The 16,719-nt window shown below is 72.5% G+C and carries 16 protein-coding genes and 1 pseudogene; 6 read left to right on the top strand and 11 right to left on the bottom strand.

Annotated features, from left to right (window positions below; all coding sequences use genetic code 11):
* Nucleotides 1-52: 52 nt before the first annotated feature.
* From ACFWY6_RS13060 to ACFWY6_RS13040, 5 genes are all read right to left on the bottom strand, one after another.
* Nucleotides 53-1,237, bottom strand: coding sequence for a GDSL-type esterase/lipase family protein (locus ACFWY6_RS13060; RefSeq protein WP_384688608.1), 1,185 nt, complete (start codon nt 1,235-1,237; stop codon nt 53-55).
* Between the two features lie 16 nt (nt 1,238-1,253).
* Nucleotides 1,254-1,847 (bottom strand): TetR/AcrR family transcriptional regulator, encoded by a 594-nt coding sequence (locus ACFWY6_RS13055; RefSeq protein WP_384688606.1) that lies wholly within the window; start codon nt 1,845-1,847, stop codon nt 1,254-1,256.
* A 92-nt stretch (nt 1,848-1,939) separates the two neighbouring features.
* Nucleotides 1,940-2,353, bottom strand: a complete 414-nt coding sequence (locus tag ACFWY6_RS13050) for a hypothetical protein (protein ID WP_384688604.1) — start codon at nt 2,351-2,353, stop codon at nt 1,940-1,942.
* Between the two features lie 2 nt (nt 2,354-2,355).
* Nucleotides 2,356-3,666: a hypothetical protein gene (locus ACFWY6_RS13045; protein WP_384688601.1), complete on the bottom strand. Its 1,311-nt coding sequence runs from the start codon at nt 3,664-3,666 to the stop codon at nt 2,356-2,358.
* Between the two features lie 188 nt (nt 3,667-3,854).
* On the bottom strand, nt 3,855-5,759 hold the full coding sequence (locus ACFWY6_RS13040) for an ATP-binding protein (protein WP_384688598.1): 1,905 nt from the start codon (nt 5,757-5,759) through the stop codon (nt 3,855-3,857).
* 208 nt (nt 5,760-5,967) lie between these two features.
* Here ACFWY6_RS13040 and ACFWY6_RS13035 point away from each other — a divergent pair, with 208 nt between their 5' ends.
* Nucleotides 5,968-7,776: an ABC transporter ATP-binding protein gene (locus ACFWY6_RS13035; RefSeq protein WP_384688595.1), complete on the top strand. Its 1,809-nt coding sequence runs from the start codon at nt 5,968-5,970 to the stop codon at nt 7,774-7,776.
* An 88-nt stretch (nt 7,777-7,864) separates the two neighbouring features.
* Nucleotides 7,865-8,416 (top strand): DinB family protein, encoded by a 552-nt coding sequence (locus tag ACFWY6_RS13030; protein ID WP_384688593.1) that lies wholly within the window; start codon nt 7,865-7,867, stop codon nt 8,414-8,416.
* 27 nt (nt 8,417-8,443) lie between these two features.
* Here the strand turns inward: ACFWY6_RS13030 and ACFWY6_RS13025 are convergent, their stop codons facing one another.
* A complete protein-coding gene (locus ACFWY6_RS13025) occupies nt 8,444-9,364 on the bottom strand; it encodes a zinc-binding dehydrogenase (RefSeq protein ID WP_384688669.1) in 921 nt (306 codons plus the stop codon).
* Nucleotides 9,365-9,485: 121 nt separating this feature from the next.
* On the opposite strand from ACFWY6_RS13025, the gene ACFWY6_RS13020 reads away from it, so the two are divergent.
* Both ACFWY6_RS13020 and ACFWY6_RS13015 read left to right on the top strand, forming a co-directional pair.
* Nucleotides 9,486-10,103, top strand: coding sequence for a TetR/AcrR family transcriptional regulator (locus ACFWY6_RS13020; RefSeq protein WP_384688591.1), 618 nt, complete (start codon nt 9,486-9,488; stop codon nt 10,101-10,103).
* Nucleotides 10,100-10,906, top strand: coding sequence for an SAM-dependent methyltransferase (locus ACFWY6_RS13015; RefSeq protein ID WP_384688589.1), 807 nt, complete (start codon nt 10,100-10,102; stop codon nt 10,904-10,906). The genes ACFWY6_RS13020 and ACFWY6_RS13015 overlap by 4 nt, the downstream gene beginning before the upstream one ends.
* Nucleotides 10,907-10,948: 42 nt before the next feature.
* Here the strand turns inward: ACFWY6_RS13015 and ACFWY6_RS13010 are convergent.
* Nucleotides 10,949-11,746 (bottom strand): annotated as a pseudogene (locus ACFWY6_RS13010) (LysR family transcriptional regulator); the annotation flags it as partial.
* A 114-nt stretch (nt 11,747-11,860) separates the two neighbouring features.
* On the opposite strand from ACFWY6_RS13010, the gene ACFWY6_RS13005 reads away from it, so the two are divergent.
* Complete coding sequence (locus ACFWY6_RS13005; RefSeq protein ID WP_384688586.1) at nt 11,861-12,256, top strand: 4-oxalocrotonate tautomerase family protein; 396 nt, start codon at nt 11,861-11,863, stop codon at nt 12,254-12,256.
* A 38-nt stretch (nt 12,257-12,294) separates the two neighbouring features.
* On the opposite strand, the gene ACFWY6_RS13000 is transcribed toward ACFWY6_RS13005, so the two are convergent.
* Nucleotides 12,295-12,867 carry a rhodanese-like domain-containing protein gene (locus ACFWY6_RS13000; protein WP_384688584.1) on the bottom strand — a complete coding sequence of 191 codons (573 nt, stop codon included), beginning with the start codon at nt 12,865-12,867 and terminating at the stop codon, nt 12,295-12,297.
* A gap of 72 nt (nt 12,868-12,939) precedes the next feature.
* Between ACFWY6_RS13000 and ACFWY6_RS12995 the strand changes: the two genes are divergently transcribed.
* Nucleotides 12,940-13,218, top strand: a complete 279-nt coding sequence (locus tag ACFWY6_RS12995; protein WP_102930309.1) for a metal-sensitive transcriptional regulator — start codon at nt 12,940-12,942, stop codon at nt 13,216-13,218.
* A 48-nt stretch (nt 13,219-13,266) separates the two neighbouring features.
* Here the strand turns inward: ACFWY6_RS12995 and ACFWY6_RS12990 are convergent, their stop codons facing one another.
* The 3 genes from ACFWY6_RS12990 to ACFWY6_RS12980 all read right to left on the bottom strand — a co-directional run.
* Entirely contained in the window at nt 13,267-14,010 is a 744-nt protein-coding gene (locus tag ACFWY6_RS12990; protein ID WP_384688580.1) for a sulfite exporter TauE/SafE family protein, read from the bottom strand.
* A gap of 490 nt (nt 14,011-14,500) precedes the next feature.
* Nucleotides 14,501-15,874 (bottom strand): rhodanese-like domain-containing protein, encoded by a 1,374-nt coding sequence (locus ACFWY6_RS12985; protein ID WP_384688577.1) that lies wholly within the window; start codon nt 15,872-15,874, stop codon nt 14,501-14,503.
* Between the two features lie 29 nt (nt 15,875-15,903).
* Nucleotides 15,904-16,719 (bottom strand): YbfB/YjiJ family MFS transporter (locus tag ACFWY6_RS12980; protein WP_384688574.1); only part of this gene is annotated, 816 nt, incomplete at its 5' end.

Genomic DNA, 16,719 nt, shown 5'->3' with positions numbered 1-16,719 from the left:
AGTCGTCGCGTTCTCAGGAAGTAAGACCGTCGGGACCGCCGGAACTCATCGCTCAGGTGCCGTCTGTCGCGAAGGCGCCCTTGCCGGCGAAGGCCAGATCGGCGAAGCGTTCGCCGATGCGGCGGTGGGTGGCCGCGTCCGGGTGCAGTGCGTCGGGGAGCGGCAGTTCGGCGAAGTCCGCATCTCCGTAGAGGTCGCGGCCGTCGAGGTGGTGGATGTTCGGGTCGTCGGCCGCCCGCTGTGCGACGATCCGGGCCAGCTCGTCCCGGATGACGGTCAGCGTCAGCTTTCCGCTCGCCGTCTCCGCCGGATCGCCCGTGGCCATGAACCGCAGCTGACCGGTGCGCAGCGCGCTGAAGTCCGGCGCGCAGGGGCCGGGCGTGTCCTCGTGGATGGGGCACAGGATGGGCGAGACCACAAGGAGCGGTGCGGTGGGGTGGCCCTCACGGATGGTGTCGAGGAAGCCGTGGACCGCGGGCGTGAAGGCGCGCAGCCGCATCAGATCTGCGTTGACCACATTGATGCCGATCTTGACGCTGATCAGGTCGGCGGGGGTGTCCCGCAAGGTGCGGGCGGTGAACGGGTCGAGCAGCGCGCTGCCGCCGAACCCCAGGTTGATCAGCTCGACACCGCCGAGCGAGGCGGCAAGCGCGGGCCATGTGGTGGTGGGGCTCGCGGCGTCGGAGCCGTGGCTGATCGAACTGCCGTGGTGCAGCCACACCCGGCGGTCCGGGTCCTGCGCGGGCTCGACGGGGGCATCCGTGCGCAGGGCGACGAGTTCGGTGGTCTCGTTGTGCGGCAGCCAGATCTCGACGTCCTTCATGCCATCGGGCAGATCCGCGAAGCGGAGGGTGCCGGGCGCGCCGGGCCGCAGCTCGGCGGTCCCCGCGGTCATGTCGATGACCAGCGTGTTGCCGCCCGACACGCTGGCCTGACGGATCAGCCGGCCGTCGACGAGCACGTCGTACACGCCGTCAGGTCGGGGCGGCGCGCCCACGTAGGCCCGCTTGGTGGGCAGGACGTCGAGCTCGACGGCGGTGGCGCGGGTGCGGAACACCAGGCGTACGCCCGACGGTTGGGCCTCGGCCATGGCGAGCTGTCCGTCGGCGTACTGGGTGCGGGCCCAGGCGGGCAGCCGGTGCGGCAGCACACCGTGCTCGGTGTGCTCCACATCGAGGGCGCCGCGCAGGAGTTCCGCGGTGACGGGCGTGGTGATCCGGTCCTGGGGGGTGTTCATGGCCTCAACCTGTTGATCAATGGGTCTGGGTTACGGGGATTTCCGGCGCCGGCCAGTTCCGCAACAGCGCGTCGAGGGCGTCGAGGATCCGGGGCCAGGTCTCCTCCGTGTCGGGGGCGCTGTGGCTGAACCCTCCGGCAAGCTCCAGGCTGACGTAGCCGTGGAAGACGCTGCCCAGGAGGCGGACCGCGTGCGTCTGGTCCGGCTCGGTCAGGTCGTAGCCGCGCAGGATCGCCCGCGTCATCTGCGAGTGCCTGCCGCCCGCGCCGGCGGCCGCCGCTTCAGGGCTGAGCCTCATCTGGACCGCGGCATAGCGGCCGGGGTGTTCCCGGGCGTAGTCGCGGTAGACGTTCGCCAGAGCCGAGAGCGCGTCCTTGCCGGCCCGTCCGGCCAGCGCGGCGGCGCCCCGGTCGGCGAGCTCCTCCAGGGCGAGCAGGGCGATCCTCGTCCTGAGGTCCTGGGAGTTCTTCACATGCGAGTACAGACTCGCGACCTTGACGTCGAACCGTCTGGCGAGCGCCGAGACAGTCACCTGGTCGAACCCGACCTCGTCGGCCAGCTCCGCACCCGCCTGGGTGAGACGTTCCGCGGTCAGCCCTACGCGCACCATGACCTGCCCCTCTCTTGCCGAAATAGATTATGCAGCTGCCTAATACCTTTAGGCAAATCAACGTGTCTATTCGGCAAGGAGGAGTGACAGGGTCAGCGCACCGTCACATGGACCACGGGCGAGACGGCGCCCCCGCCCACGATCCGCAGGGCGTTGTGCCCCTTGAGGCCGAGCTTGACGGGCATGCCGTACGTCGCGTCGTGCTTGATGTTCACGGTCGCGGGCAGCGACACCCACCGCTTGCCCTGCTTCTCCTGCAGGGTGATGCGGGTCCCCGTCGCCATGTGGTGGCTGACGCCGTTGATGTGGAACTGCTGCCAGGCCCGCACAGCGGCCACGCTCGCCTTCGCCGTCAGCGCCGGACGCGGGACCGCGGCTTCGGCTGCCGGTGTCTGCGGAGTCGTGTTGGTCGGCGGTGGGTCACCCACGGCGGTCGCCACCGCCGGGCCTGTCAGGACGGCCACCGCCGCGAGTCCCGCCAACGACGCGTACTTCAACCGATTCACGGTCAACTTCCTGTTCCCATCTCTCTGGTGCGATCCACTGATCCCTGGTGATCCCGTGGTGCGAGGTAGCTCTTCCAGCCGCCTTCGGGGCGCTGCCCCACTTCGAGGCCGCGCAGTCTGTCGAGTACGGCCGCGTCCTGGACGTCGAGCCAGTCGACGAACTGCCGGAAGGAGACGAGGCGTACGTCCTTCTTGCCGGCGATGCGTGTGAGGGCCTGCTCGACGGCATCCATGTAGATGCCGCCGTTCCACTCCTCGAAGTGGTTGCCGATGAAGAGCGGTGCGCGGTTCGTCTCGTACGCCCGCTGGAATCCGGCGAGATACGAATCGGTCGCCTGGGTGCGCCAGCCGGGATAGTTGTACGAGGGCGCCCGGGTCGAGTTCTGCGACTGGTTGGCGAGGATGTTGTAGTCCATGGACAGGACTTCGAAGCGGCGGCCGGGGAACGGGATCTGCTGGAGCGGCAGATCCCACATGCCGAGGCGTCTGCCCGGCCAGCGCTGCAGTCCGCCGGGCGACGACGCGTCGTAGCGCCAGCCCAGGTCGCGGGCGACGGGAAGGAGATTGCCGCGGCCGAGGAGGCAGGGTGTGCGGCCGCCGATGAGTTCCTTGTCGTAGTCGAAAGGCAGCGACGGCAGATCGGTCCAGCCCGTATTCGTACGCCATTCCTTGACGAAGGACTTGGCCTGGTCGATCTCGCTCTGCCATTGCGCGGGCGTCCAGTTGGCGACGGTGCCGGTGCCGGCGCAGAAGTGCCCGTTGAAGTGCGTGCCGATCTCATGGCCCTCGAGCCAGGCCTGGCGCACGTACTTGAGGGTCTCCTTGATGTGACCGTCGGTGAGATAACCGATGTCGGATGCGCCCACGGAGTTGTTCGGCGGCCGGTAGAGACGCTTCTTCGATTCGGGCAGCAGATACAGCCCGGAAAGGAAGAACGTCATCCGCGCGTCATGTTCCTCGGCCAGCTTCAGAAAGCGCGGGAAGAGACCGTTGCCGACCTCGCCCGCACCGTCCCACGAGAAGACCACGAACTGCGGGGGCGTCTGGCCCGGCTCCAGCGGAACGGGCTTGGCGGGCTGGCGGGGCTGCTGCCCCGTAAAGGCCGTCGAACCATCCCCGATCGGCTTGCTCGACGGCCGCCCCCGCTGCGCACCGTGCCGACCGCCGCCGGTACGGCTCTTGCCGGGTCCGGACGGTGACGGGGAGACCGAAGCCGTGGCCCCGGACTCCTTCGCGCCGCACCCCGCAAGGCCCACGTCCGCCGTCACGGCAAGTCCCAGACTCAGCGCGCGCCTTCGGTCGAACGCTCGCATGCTCTCGCTCCGTCCACTCGCCGACCGGTCCTACTATCTGTAGACCGCACAAAAGCGAATGAATCAGGGCAATCCATCACTTTCCCGGGATTTGACCCAGGAGGGTGACCGCCAGGGGGAGCGGCCGACGCGGAGCGAAGGGGCTGTCCCGTCCGGGAAGTGATGGAGCGTGGGAAAGCGATGACCCGTCAAGGGCCGGTGATCGGAGGGTCGCTGCCGCCTGGTCGCGTCGGACCGTGCTCGATCTCGGAGATCAGTTCCTGGACCGGGACCGCGCCGAGCGGTCCTGCGACGGCGGTGACACCGGCAAGCGCCTTGTGCGCGCGGCGCCAGGCGCTGCTGCGGCGGCCCCGGAGATGCTCGACGAGGGCGTGGGCGTACTGCGTCAGGGAGCGTGTCCACACGTCGTGCCGGGTCTGCGTACCGGCCGACGCGCGGCGGACGCTGCGCAACGCGTCGGCCGGGCGGACCCGCGCCTGCGCCACGGCGAGCTCGGCCCAGCTGACCGCGGCCGGAGGGCCGTGCCGGGTAAAGGCGGGGATGGTGTGGGCGGCCTCCCGCAGATGCTCGATGGCCCGCTCGGTCTCGCCGTTGCGCAGTGCGAGCACGCCGTGGGCGTGGGCGACGCGGCCGACGGTGGCGTCGTCTCCCGCGAGGACGGCCACCCGCCAGGCCTGTCCGAGGAGTTCCTCCGCTTCCCGGCCGCCGGTGCACGCCGAAAGCCACCCGGCGAGCCACAGCGCCTGGCCGCAGACGCGGGTGTCGGCACGGCCGAGGGGCAGCAGATGCCGCAGATGCTCTCGCCCTTCGGCGGCGTGACCGCACACCGCCCACCAGAACCACAGGTCCGCGGCCATGCCGAGGGCGACCGCGCTCTGGTCGGCGCCGTACGGGCCCCGGGCGAGCGCGACGCGCAGGTTCGGCTCCTCGTCGCGGATCAGCAGGGTCGCCTGCTCGTGCCGCCCGGTGCTCCACAGGTGGTGGGCGGTCTGCGCGATGCCGCTGTACCAGCTCAGGTGCCGGGTGCCTGCCGCTGCCGACTCGCCCACGGACTCGAGGCGTTCGGCACCGAACCCGCGGGCCGCCGTCGGCAGCCGGTAGCGGGGCTGCAGCACCCCGCCGGGATCGCGCACCGGCTCGAGCACCGACGCCAGGACGAGGCGTGCCAGGCAGGATGCCACCCGCGCCGGGGGCAGGCCGCCGCCCGCGCACACGAACACGGCGGCGTCCTCGTCGAACTCGCCCGCGAACACGCTCAGCCGCGCCCACACGGAACGCTCGGCCTGCCCGCACAACGCGTAACTCGCGCCGACGGCGGCCCGCAGGGACCGGTGCCGCCGCAGCGGCGCCTCCGGCCTGCCGAGCCAGCCTTGCGTGGGCCGCAGCATGCGGGCCAACTGGGCGGGCGAATGGTGCGCGGTCTGCGCCGCCGCCAGTTCGACGGCCAGCGGCACGCCCTCCAGCTGCGTACAGATGTCGCTCACGGCGGGCAGCTCGGCCGCTTCCCCCGCCGTTCCCCGGACATCACGCGATCGCTGCAGGAACAGCCTCACCGCGGGCCCCGGTTCCTCCTCCGTCCCCGGCACGGTGACCTGGAGCGGGCCGAGATGCAGGACCAACTCCTGCCCCAGGCCCAGGGGTTGGCGCCCGGCGGCGAGGATCCGCACCCCCGGCGCGCACAGCAGCAGGGACTGCACCAGGTGTACGCACTCGTCGCGTACGGGATCGAAATCGTCGAGGACGACAAGGACGCGGCGCGAGCGAAGCCGGGTGAACAGCTCATGCTCCCCGGAGCCATCGCCCCGCCCGCCTCCGGCTTCGAGCCCGTCGCCGTCGGCCGACTCCCCGTCCATCGCCTCGACCACCGCGCGCGCCACGCTCCGCCCCCGCGCGCCGGCCCCGTCCCACCACCGCACGACGACCACGCCGTCGGTCAGCTGGCCGCCCGTCGCCGCGGCGGCGTGCGCGGCGAGCCTGCTCTTGCCGACCCCGGGTCCGCCCACCACCGTCACCAGCCTGCTCTGGGCCAGCAGCCGGCGGAGCCTGGCCAGCTCCTCCGCGCGGCCCACAAGTCCGCCCCCGTGAAGACGCACGCGCCCTCTCCTCCTCGTCACGCTCGGGCCCTTCCAGGCCGCGAGCCCTGTTGCCCGCCCCATGCCGGACTCGCCCTGCAGAATCGTCACTGCACCGAGTTCGACAGATCCTCTAACTCCGTGCCCCGATCTGAGTTACGGGCCGACTGTCCGCCCCGGTCAGGCGGATCACCCATCCTGTGCGTCCTCTTCCGATGTGACCAAGGACATGACGAAGGCAGTGACCGAGAACGGGCCGGGGAACGAGCCGGGTAACGAGCCGGAGAAGCCGGCACCGGAGCGGCTGTCCGCCGCGGAGACCTGGCGCGCGCTGTACGGCTACTTCCGCCCGCACCGCGCGGTCGTCGCGCTCGGCGCCCTGTGCACACTGATCGGCGCGGCGACCGGCCTCGCCCAGCCGCTCGCCGCGAAGGCGCTGGTGGACCGGCTCGGCGGCGACGAGTCGATCGCGGGGATCCTCGTGGTCCTCACCGCCCTCGTGGTCCTCGGCACGGCGATCGAGTCCATAGGCGCGTACGTCCTTGAACGCACCGCCGAATCCGTGGTGCTCGCGGCCCGCCGCACCCTGATCGGACGGCTGCTGCGGCTGCGCCTGCCCGAGGTGGAGCGGACCCAGCCGGGCGACCTGATGTCCCGGATCACATCGGACACGACGCTGCTGCGCGCGGTCACCACGCAGTCCGTGGTGTCGGCGGTCGCGGGCGGACTCAGCTTCATCGCCACCATCGTGATGATGGGGCTGATGGACGCCGTCCTGCTCGGCGTCACACTCGGCGTGATCGTGCTGATCGGCGGCGCGATGAGCCTGGTGATGCCCAAGATCGCGCGGTCGACGGAGCGCGCCCAGGAGGCGGTCGGCACGATATCGACCGCGCTGGAGCGGGCGTTCGGCGCGTTCCGCACGCTCAAGGCATCGGGCGCCGAGCAGCGGGAGACCGAGGTGGTGCAGGCGGCCGCGGAGGATGCCTGGCGGCACGGGGTGCGGTCGGCGAAGTGGCAGGCGGTGGCGTGGAGTTCGGTCGGGCTCGCGGTGCAGGTGTCGTTCCTCGCGGTGCTGGGCATCGGCGGCGCGCGGGTCGCGTCCGGCGCGATCTCGATCTCGACGCTCGTCGCCTTTCTGCTGTTCCTCTTCTATCTGATCGACCCCGTCTCCCGGCTCGTCGAGGGCGCCACGCAGTACCAGGTCGGCTCGGCGGCCATCGCGCGCATCGTGCGGGCCGAGCGCCTGGAGACCGAGGACGTCGCCGGGCCTGTGGACGGATCCGGCCAGGACGGTCCCGCCTCGGTCGCCTTCGAGGACGTGACCTTCCGCTACCGGGAGGGTCTTCCGCACGTCCATCACGGCGTGAGCTTCGAGATTCCGGGACCCGGCATGACCGCGTTCGTCGGCCCATCGGGCGCGGGCAAGACCACCGTGTTCGGCCTCATCGAGCGGTTCTACGAGGCGACCGGCGGCCGTGTCCTGGTCGACGGCCGCGACGTGCGCGAGTGGCCGCTGGCCGAACTGCGCGCCGCCATCGGATACGTGGAGCAGGACGCGCCCGTCCTGGCGGGCACCCTGCGCGAGAACCTGCTCTTCGGGGCGCCCGACGCGACCGCGGCCGAGATCCAGGACGCTCTCGTACGCGCCCGGCTCGACACCCTGGTGGAGCGGCTGCCCGACGGCCTGGACACCCTGGTCGGCCACCGTGGCTCACAGCTCTCCGGCGGTGAACGCCAGCGGGTGGCGATCGCCAGGGCGATGCTGCGCAAGCCGCGCCTGCTGCTCCTGGACGAGGCGACCTCGCAGCTCGACGCGGTCAACGAACTGGCGCTGCGCGATGTCGTGGCCGAAGTGGCGCGGGAGGTGACGGTCCTCGTGGTGGCGCACCGGCTCTCCACCGTGACGCTGGCCGACCGCATCGTGGTGATGGACGCCGGGATGGTGCGTGCGTCCGGTACCCACGCGGAGCTGGTGGCGGCGGATCCGCTGTACGGGGAGCTGGCGGCGACCCAGTTCCTGGCGGCGTCGGCGTGAACGGCGCCTGTTCGGCCGCCGGTTGGGGTCACTTCGCGGTCACTAAAGATCTGGCTCCGCAGGTGATGGCTGGGATTGGATGGCGGGCATGAGCAACGTACGCAGAAGAGCGGAAATGTTCGTCGAGGCCGAGCTGGACGGGCGGTTGAACGCCCGCACCACCGGAGGCGAGCGGGAGATGCTAGCCGACTTTCTGACCGCGCAGCGCACGACACTGGAGATGAAGTGCGCGGGCCTGCGGGCCGAGTTGTCCCGGCGGTCGGTCGCGCCGTCCACGCTGTCGCTGCTCGGCATCGTCCGGCATCTGGCCGAGGTGGAGCGCCGCTGGTTCCGGTGCGTCCTCGCGGGCGATGACGCACCGCCGCTGTTCGTCTCGGCCGCCCGCCCCGACCACGACTTCGAGGGCGCGGTGCCCGACCCCGCGGTGATCGCCGAGGCCTGGGAGGCCTGGCGCGCGGAGGTGGAGTTCGCCGACCGCTTCGTCGCCGGGGCGCCCGATCTGGACGTCGAGGGGGAGGACGGGTGGAAGGGCAAGGTGTCGCTGCGCTGGGTGCTGATCCACATGGTGGAGGAGTACGCGCGGCACAACGGCCACGCCGACCTGCTGCGGGAGCGGATCGACGGGGCGATCGGCGTGTGAGCGCGCAACGGAGCATGCGCGGGACGGTCAAGGAGCCGTTCCCGGCGTGACGTCGAGGACGGCCTTGCCGGAGATCCGCCGGTCGAGCAGCGCCCGCGCGGCCTCCGGGACACGCTCCCAGGGGCCGCGCCAGTCGACCTCCGAAGAGAGCCGGCCCGCCGCGGTGAACGCGAGCAGCGTGGCGAGGTCGGGCCCCACCTCGTGGACGTCGCCGAACGTACTCATGGTCTTCGGAGCGCCGATGTGGAACAGCGAGTAGGGGGCGAAAACGGCGGGTTCGTCGCAGGCCCAGCCGATGTTCTGCACGCCTCCGCCGGGGGCCAGGAGCTCCCAGGCAGCGGCGAGTTGGGGCCCTCCCACGGTGTCGAGGACGAGATCGACGGGGGCATCGATCCCCTCCAGGCCGACCACCACCTCGTGGGCGCCGAGTTCGGCGAGCCCCTTGCCGCGCTCCGGCGAGCCGACGGAGGCGATGACGTGCGCGCCGCCCAGTGCGGCCAGCTGCACGGCGTAGCGGCCCACGCCTCCTGCCGCCCCGGTGATCAGCACCCGGTGGCCCAGGATGGGCCGGGAGCGCAGCGTCCGCAGGGCCGTGACGCCCGCCATCGGCAGCGCAGTGGCATCGGCGAGGTCGACCCCGGCGGGCACTTCGGCCACCGCGGTGGTGTCCACGGCCATGCGCTGCGCCCACGCGCCGGGGCCGAAGGCGGCGATGCGGCTGCCGACGCCGGGACCGGTGCCGTCGGCGGCGGCACGTACGACGATCCCGGCGGCGTCGTAGCCGTGCACGGTCCCGGGCGGCCGCTGCCCGGCGAAGGCGACCTCGCCGCGGTTGAGGGAGATGTGCCGTACGTCGAGCACCAACTGTCCTGCGGCGGGCCGGGGTTCGGGGGCTTCGCCCAGGCGCAGGGAACCGGGGGCGGCGGGGTCGACGACGAGCGCGCGCATGTCCATTCAGTACTCCTCGGGGCAGGGCAGGACGGACTCCACCCATGCGGACTGCCGGTCCGCTTGGGGCGGGGGTAATCTATCCGGACCAACAGCCCGCTTTCAATGAGGAGTTGACGTCATGGCCGAGGAGCGGCGCGCCGCCGGACCGGCGGGCAGCGACCGCACGGAGCGCGCCGACGCGGCCCGCAACCGGGCCGCGGTCCTGCGCGCCACCGAGCGCCTGCTGGCCGAGGGCGACGGGGCGCCCGTGTCGCTGGACCGGGTCGCCGCCCTGGCCGGAGTCGGGAAGGGCACCGTCTTCCGCCGCTTCGGCAGTCGCGCGGGACTGCTCCAGGCGCTCCTCGAAGAACGCTCGCGCGAGCTGCGCGATGCCGTCTCCCACGGACCCCCGCCGCTGGGTCCCGGCGCACCTGCCGGGCGACGCCTGCACGCCTTCCTCGACGGCCTCGGAGCGATCGCCGAGACCAACGCCATCCTGTTCTCCGCCCATGAACAGGCATGCGCCGACGACAAGTACAGCGACCCCAGCTTCCGCTTCTGGCACGAGCACCTCGGCTCCCTGCTCGCCGCCGAACGCCCCGATCTGGATGCCGATTTCCTCGCCCACGGCCTGCTGGCCCTCTTCGACGGAGCACTGATCCGCCACGTGACCCCACCCGACGACCCGCGCTGTTTCACCCGCTCCGTCCAGCAGATGGCGACGGCCCTGCTCGCCCGCCCGGCAGGACGCCCGTGACCGCCCTCGACGACCTCGTACGCCCGGAGCGATACCCGCGCTCTTCCCGCTACGACCAGGCCTGGCTGCTCGGCCTCGACATGGGCCCGAATCCGCTGTGGCTCCTGGAGAACCTGGCACGGGACCTCGATCTGCGCCCCGGAATGCGGGTGCTCGACCTCGGCTCGGGCAAGGGGGCGACATCGGTGTTCCTGGCCCGCGAGTACGGCGTACAGGTCGTCGCCGCCGACTGGTGGATCGGCGCCGACGAGGCAGCGGCCGTCTTCGCCGATGCCGGTGTCGGCGACCGGGTGGAGGCCGTGCACGCGGAGGCGCACGCCCTGCCGTTCGCCGAGGAGAGCTTCGACGCGATCGTGAGCGTCGACGCCTTCGAGTACTTCGGCACGGCCGACAACTACCTGCCCTACCTGCTGCGCTTCCTGCGTCCTGGCGGTCAGTTGGGCATGGCGACCCCCGCGATGACCCGGGAGGTCCGCGAACTCGGCGCGATCCCGCCGCACATCAAGGAACTCGTCGGCTGGGAGGCGCTGGCCTGGCACACGGCCGACTGGTGGCGCTTCCAGTGGGCGATCACCGAACTCGTCACCGTCACCTCGGCGCGACTCCAGCAGGACGGCTGGCAGGACTGGCTCCTGTGGACCCGTGCCTGCGCCGAGCACCTGCCCGACGGAGCGTCAGCCAACCGGCCCGTGATCGACATGCTCACGGCCGACGGCGGTGAGTTCCTCACCTTCGCGCTGGTGACCGCGCGCAAGAACGGGCGCGTCCTGGGGGAGGGTCCGGTCCAGGTGAGCGACGGCTGACTCAGCCAGGGCGCGGACCGCCGGGTGCCAGGGGCGGGTGTGCGGCCCGGTCAGTGCGAGACGGCGCGAGACATGCGGCCGCAGCGGCAGCAGGACCAGATCGGCGGGGATCAGCGAGCGCGATACCTCGGACAGGACCGTCACGCCGAGCCCGGTCTGCACCATGCTGATCAGCGTGGCCAGGTCCCGCACGCGGTGGGCGGGGGCGAAGTCGAGCCCCGCAAGCTCATGGATCGTACGGATACGGACTTCGCAGCCGTTGGGGGAGATGAGGAACGGGTCGTCCTCCAGATCGCGGATGTCCACGGCCGGCTCGTCGGCCAGCGGATGGTCGCGCGGCAGCAGGGCGCGGTAGCCGTCCGTGGCGAGGGGGATGCCGGTGCCGGGCGGCGGGTCGATCACGATGCCGGCGTCGGCCGCTCCGCTCTCCAGCCAGGCCGCCACTTCGGCGCTGTCCCCCTCGAAGGCCCGCACGGTGAGCTGCGGCAGGTCGTGCCGCCAGTGCCGCAGCAGGCCGGGAACAAGACCCTGGCAGACGGTCGGTGTGGCGGCGAGCCGCACGGTGCCGGTCAGGGTCCGCGAGGCATCGGCGGCGATCCGTTCCACCGACCGGGCCGCCGACAGGGCGCCGCGTGCGTGCGGCAGGATCCGCTCGCCGAGCGCGGTGGCCCGTACGGGCGTGGCGCGGACCAGCAGCGGGGCGGCCAACTCGCGTTCCAGGGAGGCGACGGCGTGCGACACGGCGGACTGGCTCATGCCCAGTTCGTCGGCGGCCGCGCTGAAGCCGCCCGCGTCGACGACGGCGAGGAAGGCCCTCAGCTGGGGGATGTTCACGGTCATGCGTGCGCCTCATATGCCTATGACACCTATGCGTTGGATCCATCGTGCCAGGCCCGCGAGGCTTGCTCCGCGCCGCCGAGACCGGCGGAACGCCGAGCATTCGCAAGGAGCGTCATGCCGTACTTCCGGGTCACCGTCACCGACCCCGACCTGCCCACCGACGTTCAGAGCGCCGTCGCCGAAGGGCTGACCCGCCTCGCCGTCACCGCACTGGGCAAGTCGAGCGCGCGGACCGTCGTCCACATCAACCTGGTCCCGGGAGCTGCCTACTTCATCGACGGCAGGCCCTTGGCCGGCGTGCGCGACGCGCACGTGGAGGGCAGCATCACCGCGGGCACGAACAGCGGCGCCCAGAAGGCCGCCTTCATCGCCGAGGCCGGTGCACTCCTGTCGGAGCTGCTCGGCCCGCTGCCCCGGGGCGGGGTCGCCCTGCACGAACTGCATCCGGAGAGCTACGGCTATGACGGAGTGACCCAGTTCGACTTCTACCGTGGGGAGGCGGGCCGCTAGGCGCTTTCAGCTGGCTTCGGGTGGCTTCCGGCGCGGCTTCAGTTGGTGAGGCGTACCAGCGTCTCCTGAAAGGAGACGGCCTGTTCGGAGGGCCGGTTGTGGGGGAGCTTGGCGAGCAGGACGGCCATGCCGCACGTGTTGGTGACGCCGGAGAAGACGAGCCCTGCGGCCACGGCTCCGGACAGCCAGTGCGCGGGCGGCCAGGCGAGGCCCGCCAGGAAGCCGAGCAGGACCAGCGATCCTGCGGCAAGGCGGACCTGCCGGTCCATCGGCCAGGTGGCGCGGGCCCCGGCAGCACGCTCCACCGGGTGGCCGTCCGCGGCCCAGGCACCGGTCCCGCCCGCCAGGGTGGCCGCTTCGACACCGAGGTCGGCAAGACGCGCGCAGCCCTCGGCGGAGCGGGCGCCGGAGGCGCAGACGACGAGCAGGGGAGTACGTGCCGACGCCGCCCGCAGTGCGTCGGCGGCCTCGTCCAGGCGGTCGAGCGGGACGTTGTGGGCGCCGGGCAGATGGCCGCCCGCGTACTCGCCGGGGGTGCGGACGTCGATGACGGTGAACTCACCGAAACGCGCCGTGGCCTGGCCTGGCGTGAGGGTGTTGGGGTTGCTCACGGAACAATGCCTTTCGAAGATTGTTTCCCCCCTCCAGGTAGAATACCCGCGGGGGTATGCGGAGGAGGACGTGTGGAACTCGACATGAGCGCCGACGAGCTGAAGTCGGCGCTGAACCGCCTGCGGCGGGCCCAGGGCCAGCTCGCGGGAGTGATCAGGATGATCGAGGAGGGCCGGGACTGCGAGGACGTCGTCACGCAGCTGGCCGCCGTGTCCCGGGCCCTGGACCGGGCCGGGTTCTCGATCATCGCGACGGGGCTGCAGCAGTGCATGACCAGCGAGGATCCCGAGGTGCGGGACTCCGCGCAGATGCGGGCCCGCCTTGAGAAGCTCTTCCTGTCGCTGGCCTGAGACCCGCCGTCCCCGACCGGCATCGGGGCAGTGCCTTGTTGTGGCGCGTCACAGCAGGACGCCGATGCCCATCGCCGCGGCGACGACCAGAAGCAGGCTGCCGAAGACGCGCTGCAGTGTGCCGGGGGAGACCTTCGCACTCAACCGCCTGCCGTCCCAGGCGCCCAGGACCGCCGTCGCGATGAACGGCATGATCAGCGCCCAGTCGAGGGCGACGGTGGTGGTCGCCCTGGCGGCGAGGGCCACGAGGGCGTTGGCGATGATGACCAGCAGGCTGGTGCCCACGGCCGCACTCATCGGCACGGCGAGCGCGGCCACCAGGGCGGGCACGGCGAGGAATCCGCCGCCGACCCCGAGGAACCCGGTCACCGCCCCGAGCCCGGCGCCCGCTCCCGCCGCGCGGGGCACCGACACCGTCCCGCCCTCCTGCGATGACCTGCGGCGCAGCATGCGCAGCGCGGCGAGCACCGCGAGGCCGGCGAAGGCCAGGGTGAGCGCGGTGGCCGGGATGCGCGCGGACAGGACTCCCGCCGCGGCGGCGGGCAGCAGCCCGGCCGCGGCGAACACGAGCCCGGCCCGCCAGCGCACCGCTCCCGCCCGCGCATGGGCCACCAGCGCGGCGAGCGAGGTGACGATCACGATGACCAGACTCGCGGTGGTGGCCTCGGCCGGACTGAAGCCAATGAGATAGATCAGGGCCGGAACGGTCAGGATGCTGCCGCCGGCCCCGAGCGCACCCAGGGCGAGACCGACCAGTGCGCCGGCGATCAGGGCGAGTATCGGCGCGGTCATCGGGCGGCGCCTGTGGCTTGGCGCTTGGTGTGCGTGGGGCCTGTGGTCCGGCGGTCGGTGTGCGCGGCGCCTGTGGCTCGGCGTTCCGTGTGCGCGGTGCCCATCGCCCGGCGTTCCGCATGCGTGCCGCCCATGCCCCAGTGCTCGGTGCGCCCGACGCCTATGGTCCGGGGCTCGGTGCGCGCGCGTGTGACTCGGCGATCAGTGTGTGTGGCGCGCGGGACCCGGCGTTCGGTGTGCGTGGTGTTTGTGGCCCGGCACTTGGCGTGTCCGGCGCCCGTGCCCCGGCGTTCCGCTTGCGCGGCGCTCATGCCCGAGCGGTCGGTGTGCCCGGCGGCCGTGACCCGGCGCCCGGCGTGCGCGGCGCCTATGGTTCGGCGCCCGGCATGCGGGGACCCGTGGCCGGGGCCGCGTGGAGAGATGAGCATGATGGTCTTCCTCGGTAGCTCCTCCTGCGCCGGGTTGCCGCCCGGCGCGCAAGGCTGTGCGGTCAGTTCCGGGCGGGCGTGACGAGCGTGAGGCCGGCGTCGGCCGCGGCCGCGTAACCGTCGTCGACGGCCACCACCGCACGCCCCGCCGCGTCCAGGACGGAGGCGGCGATCGCGGCACGCATGCCACCGGCGCAGTGCACCCACACCGCGCCCGCGGGCACCTCGTCGAGGCGCCGGTGGATCTCGTGGACCGGGATGTGCACGCTGCCCTCGATCCAGCCGCCGGACCGCTCGCTCGTGCGGCGCACATCGAGCACCACCGGGTCCGCGCCCCGCTCGCGCGCGGCGGCCAGCTCGGCGAACGTCGCCCGCCGGAACGACGCGAGCGGCGCCTGCCCGTCGGCCCAGTCGGCCGGGGAGCCGGTGGCGGCCGCGGCAGGCCGGTCGATGCCGACGCGGGCCAACTCCCGCTGGGCGCGGGCGACATCATCGGCGCTCTCCGCGAGCAGCGTCACCGGCTTGCCCCACGGGATCATCCACGCCAGGTAGGTCGCGAGGCGACCGTCGGCCTCGAAGTTGAACGACCCGGCCACATGCCCCTCGGCGAAGGCCACCCGATGGCGCAGGTCCACGACCCACTCGCCCGCCGCCAGGCGCCGAGCTATCTCGGTGGCGTCGGCACGCCGCGGCGCGGTCAGGTCCACCGGCGCCGGGCCCGCGGCATTGGCCGGACCCATGTGCGCGTAGTACGCCGGTACGTCGTCCAGGCCGGCGAGCAGCTCGGCGACGAACGTCTCCACGTCCTGGACCAAGGCCGGGTTGGACGCCTTCTCCGTACCGATGGTGCTGCGTTCGCCACCCCCGCCGGCCGACGAGCAGAAGCTGCCGAAGCCGTGCGTGGGCAGCACCGCCACCTCGTCGGCCAGCTCGTCGGCCAGCCGGTGCGCGGAGGCGTGCTGCGCGCGGGCCAGCCGCTCGGTCAGCCGCGGCTCCACCAGATCCGGCCGCCCCACGCCGCCGATCAGCAGCGATCCGCCGGTGAAGGCGGCCACCGCGCGCCCGTTCTCCTCCAGGACGTACGAGGTGTGGTGCGGGGTGTGGCCCGGCGTGGCCACCGCCCGCAGCGTCAGCCCCTCGTCGACCTCCTCCACGTCCCCGTCGGCCACCGGGACCCGCGGATACGCCACGGACGCCCCGGCGGGGACGAGATAGCGGGCGCCGGTCAGGCGGGCCAGCTCAAGACCGCCGGTCACGTAGTCGTTGTGCACATGCGTCTCGGCGACGGCGACGATCCGCACGCCCCGCCGGGCGGCCGCGGCGATCACCCGGTCGATGTCGCGCGGCGGATCCACCACGACCACCGACCGGGCACCGCCCGCCAGGTAGCTCCGGTTGCCCAGGCCTTCGGTCTCCAGGACATCGGCAAAGAACACGGCACACTCACACTCCCTCGTCACACCTTTTACCCCCCGGGGTATCTCTCCTTCACCGTAACAGAAATACCCAGGGGGGTATTTTCGGCCAGGCGGGGTGCGCGCCGGGGCGGCGTCAGCGAGGTCAGCGCGGCCGCGACGGCGGTGGCGGCGAAGGCCGCGGGGAGGCCCTGGTGGTCGGCGAGCCGGCCGAGCAGCGCCGGGCCGGTGATGGTGCCGAGGCCGAGCGCGAGGACGGTGGCCGTGAAGCCGGGCGTCGGGCGGTCGGGGAAGACGCGGTAGCTCCACACGGCGAGGAGGCCGGAACCCGCCATGAAGCAGGGGCCGTAGAGAAGCGCGGAGAGGAGGGCCGCGGGCAGGGAGATGCCGGAGACGTGGGTGGCGGTCAGCAGGGCCGCGGCCGCGGCGAGGCCCGCGAACAGGCCGCGGTGGACACGACGAAGCCCGAACCGGTCGATGGCGGGCCCGGTCAGGACGCCGAGCGTGCCCGCCAGGCCGATCAGCGTCCAGAACAGCGGTGCGGTCGCCGCGGAGCTCGTCCCCGCGTGGTCGGAGACGGCCTCGGCGGCGAAGGCCCAGTAGACGGCGCCGACAAGACCGTAGGAGAAGGCGGTCGTGTAGAGGGGGAGCGCGGGGCGTCGGGCGAGCCAGCCCAGGCCGGGCCGCGGGGATGGCTGCCGCGCGGCGGTGTGGGCGCGGTCCGTGGCGGGGCGTGAGCGGTCGCCGCCGGGCGGGAAGCGGGCGTTGGCGAGGAGCGCTGCGGCGGCTGCGGGGCGGCGGGCGAGCCAGCCCCGGCCGGGCCGCGGGGATGGCTGTCGGGCGGCGGTGTGGGCGCGGTCCGTGGC

The sequence above is a fragment of the Streptomyces sp. NPDC059037 genome, from assembly GCF_042740015.1.
In the GTDB taxonomy this organism is placed as follows: Bacteria; Actinomycetota; Actinomycetes; order Streptomycetales; family Streptomycetaceae; genus Streptomyces.
The sequence above is the reverse complement of the archived record's forward strand: the minus strand, read 5'-3'. Positions and strand labels throughout refer to the sequence as shown.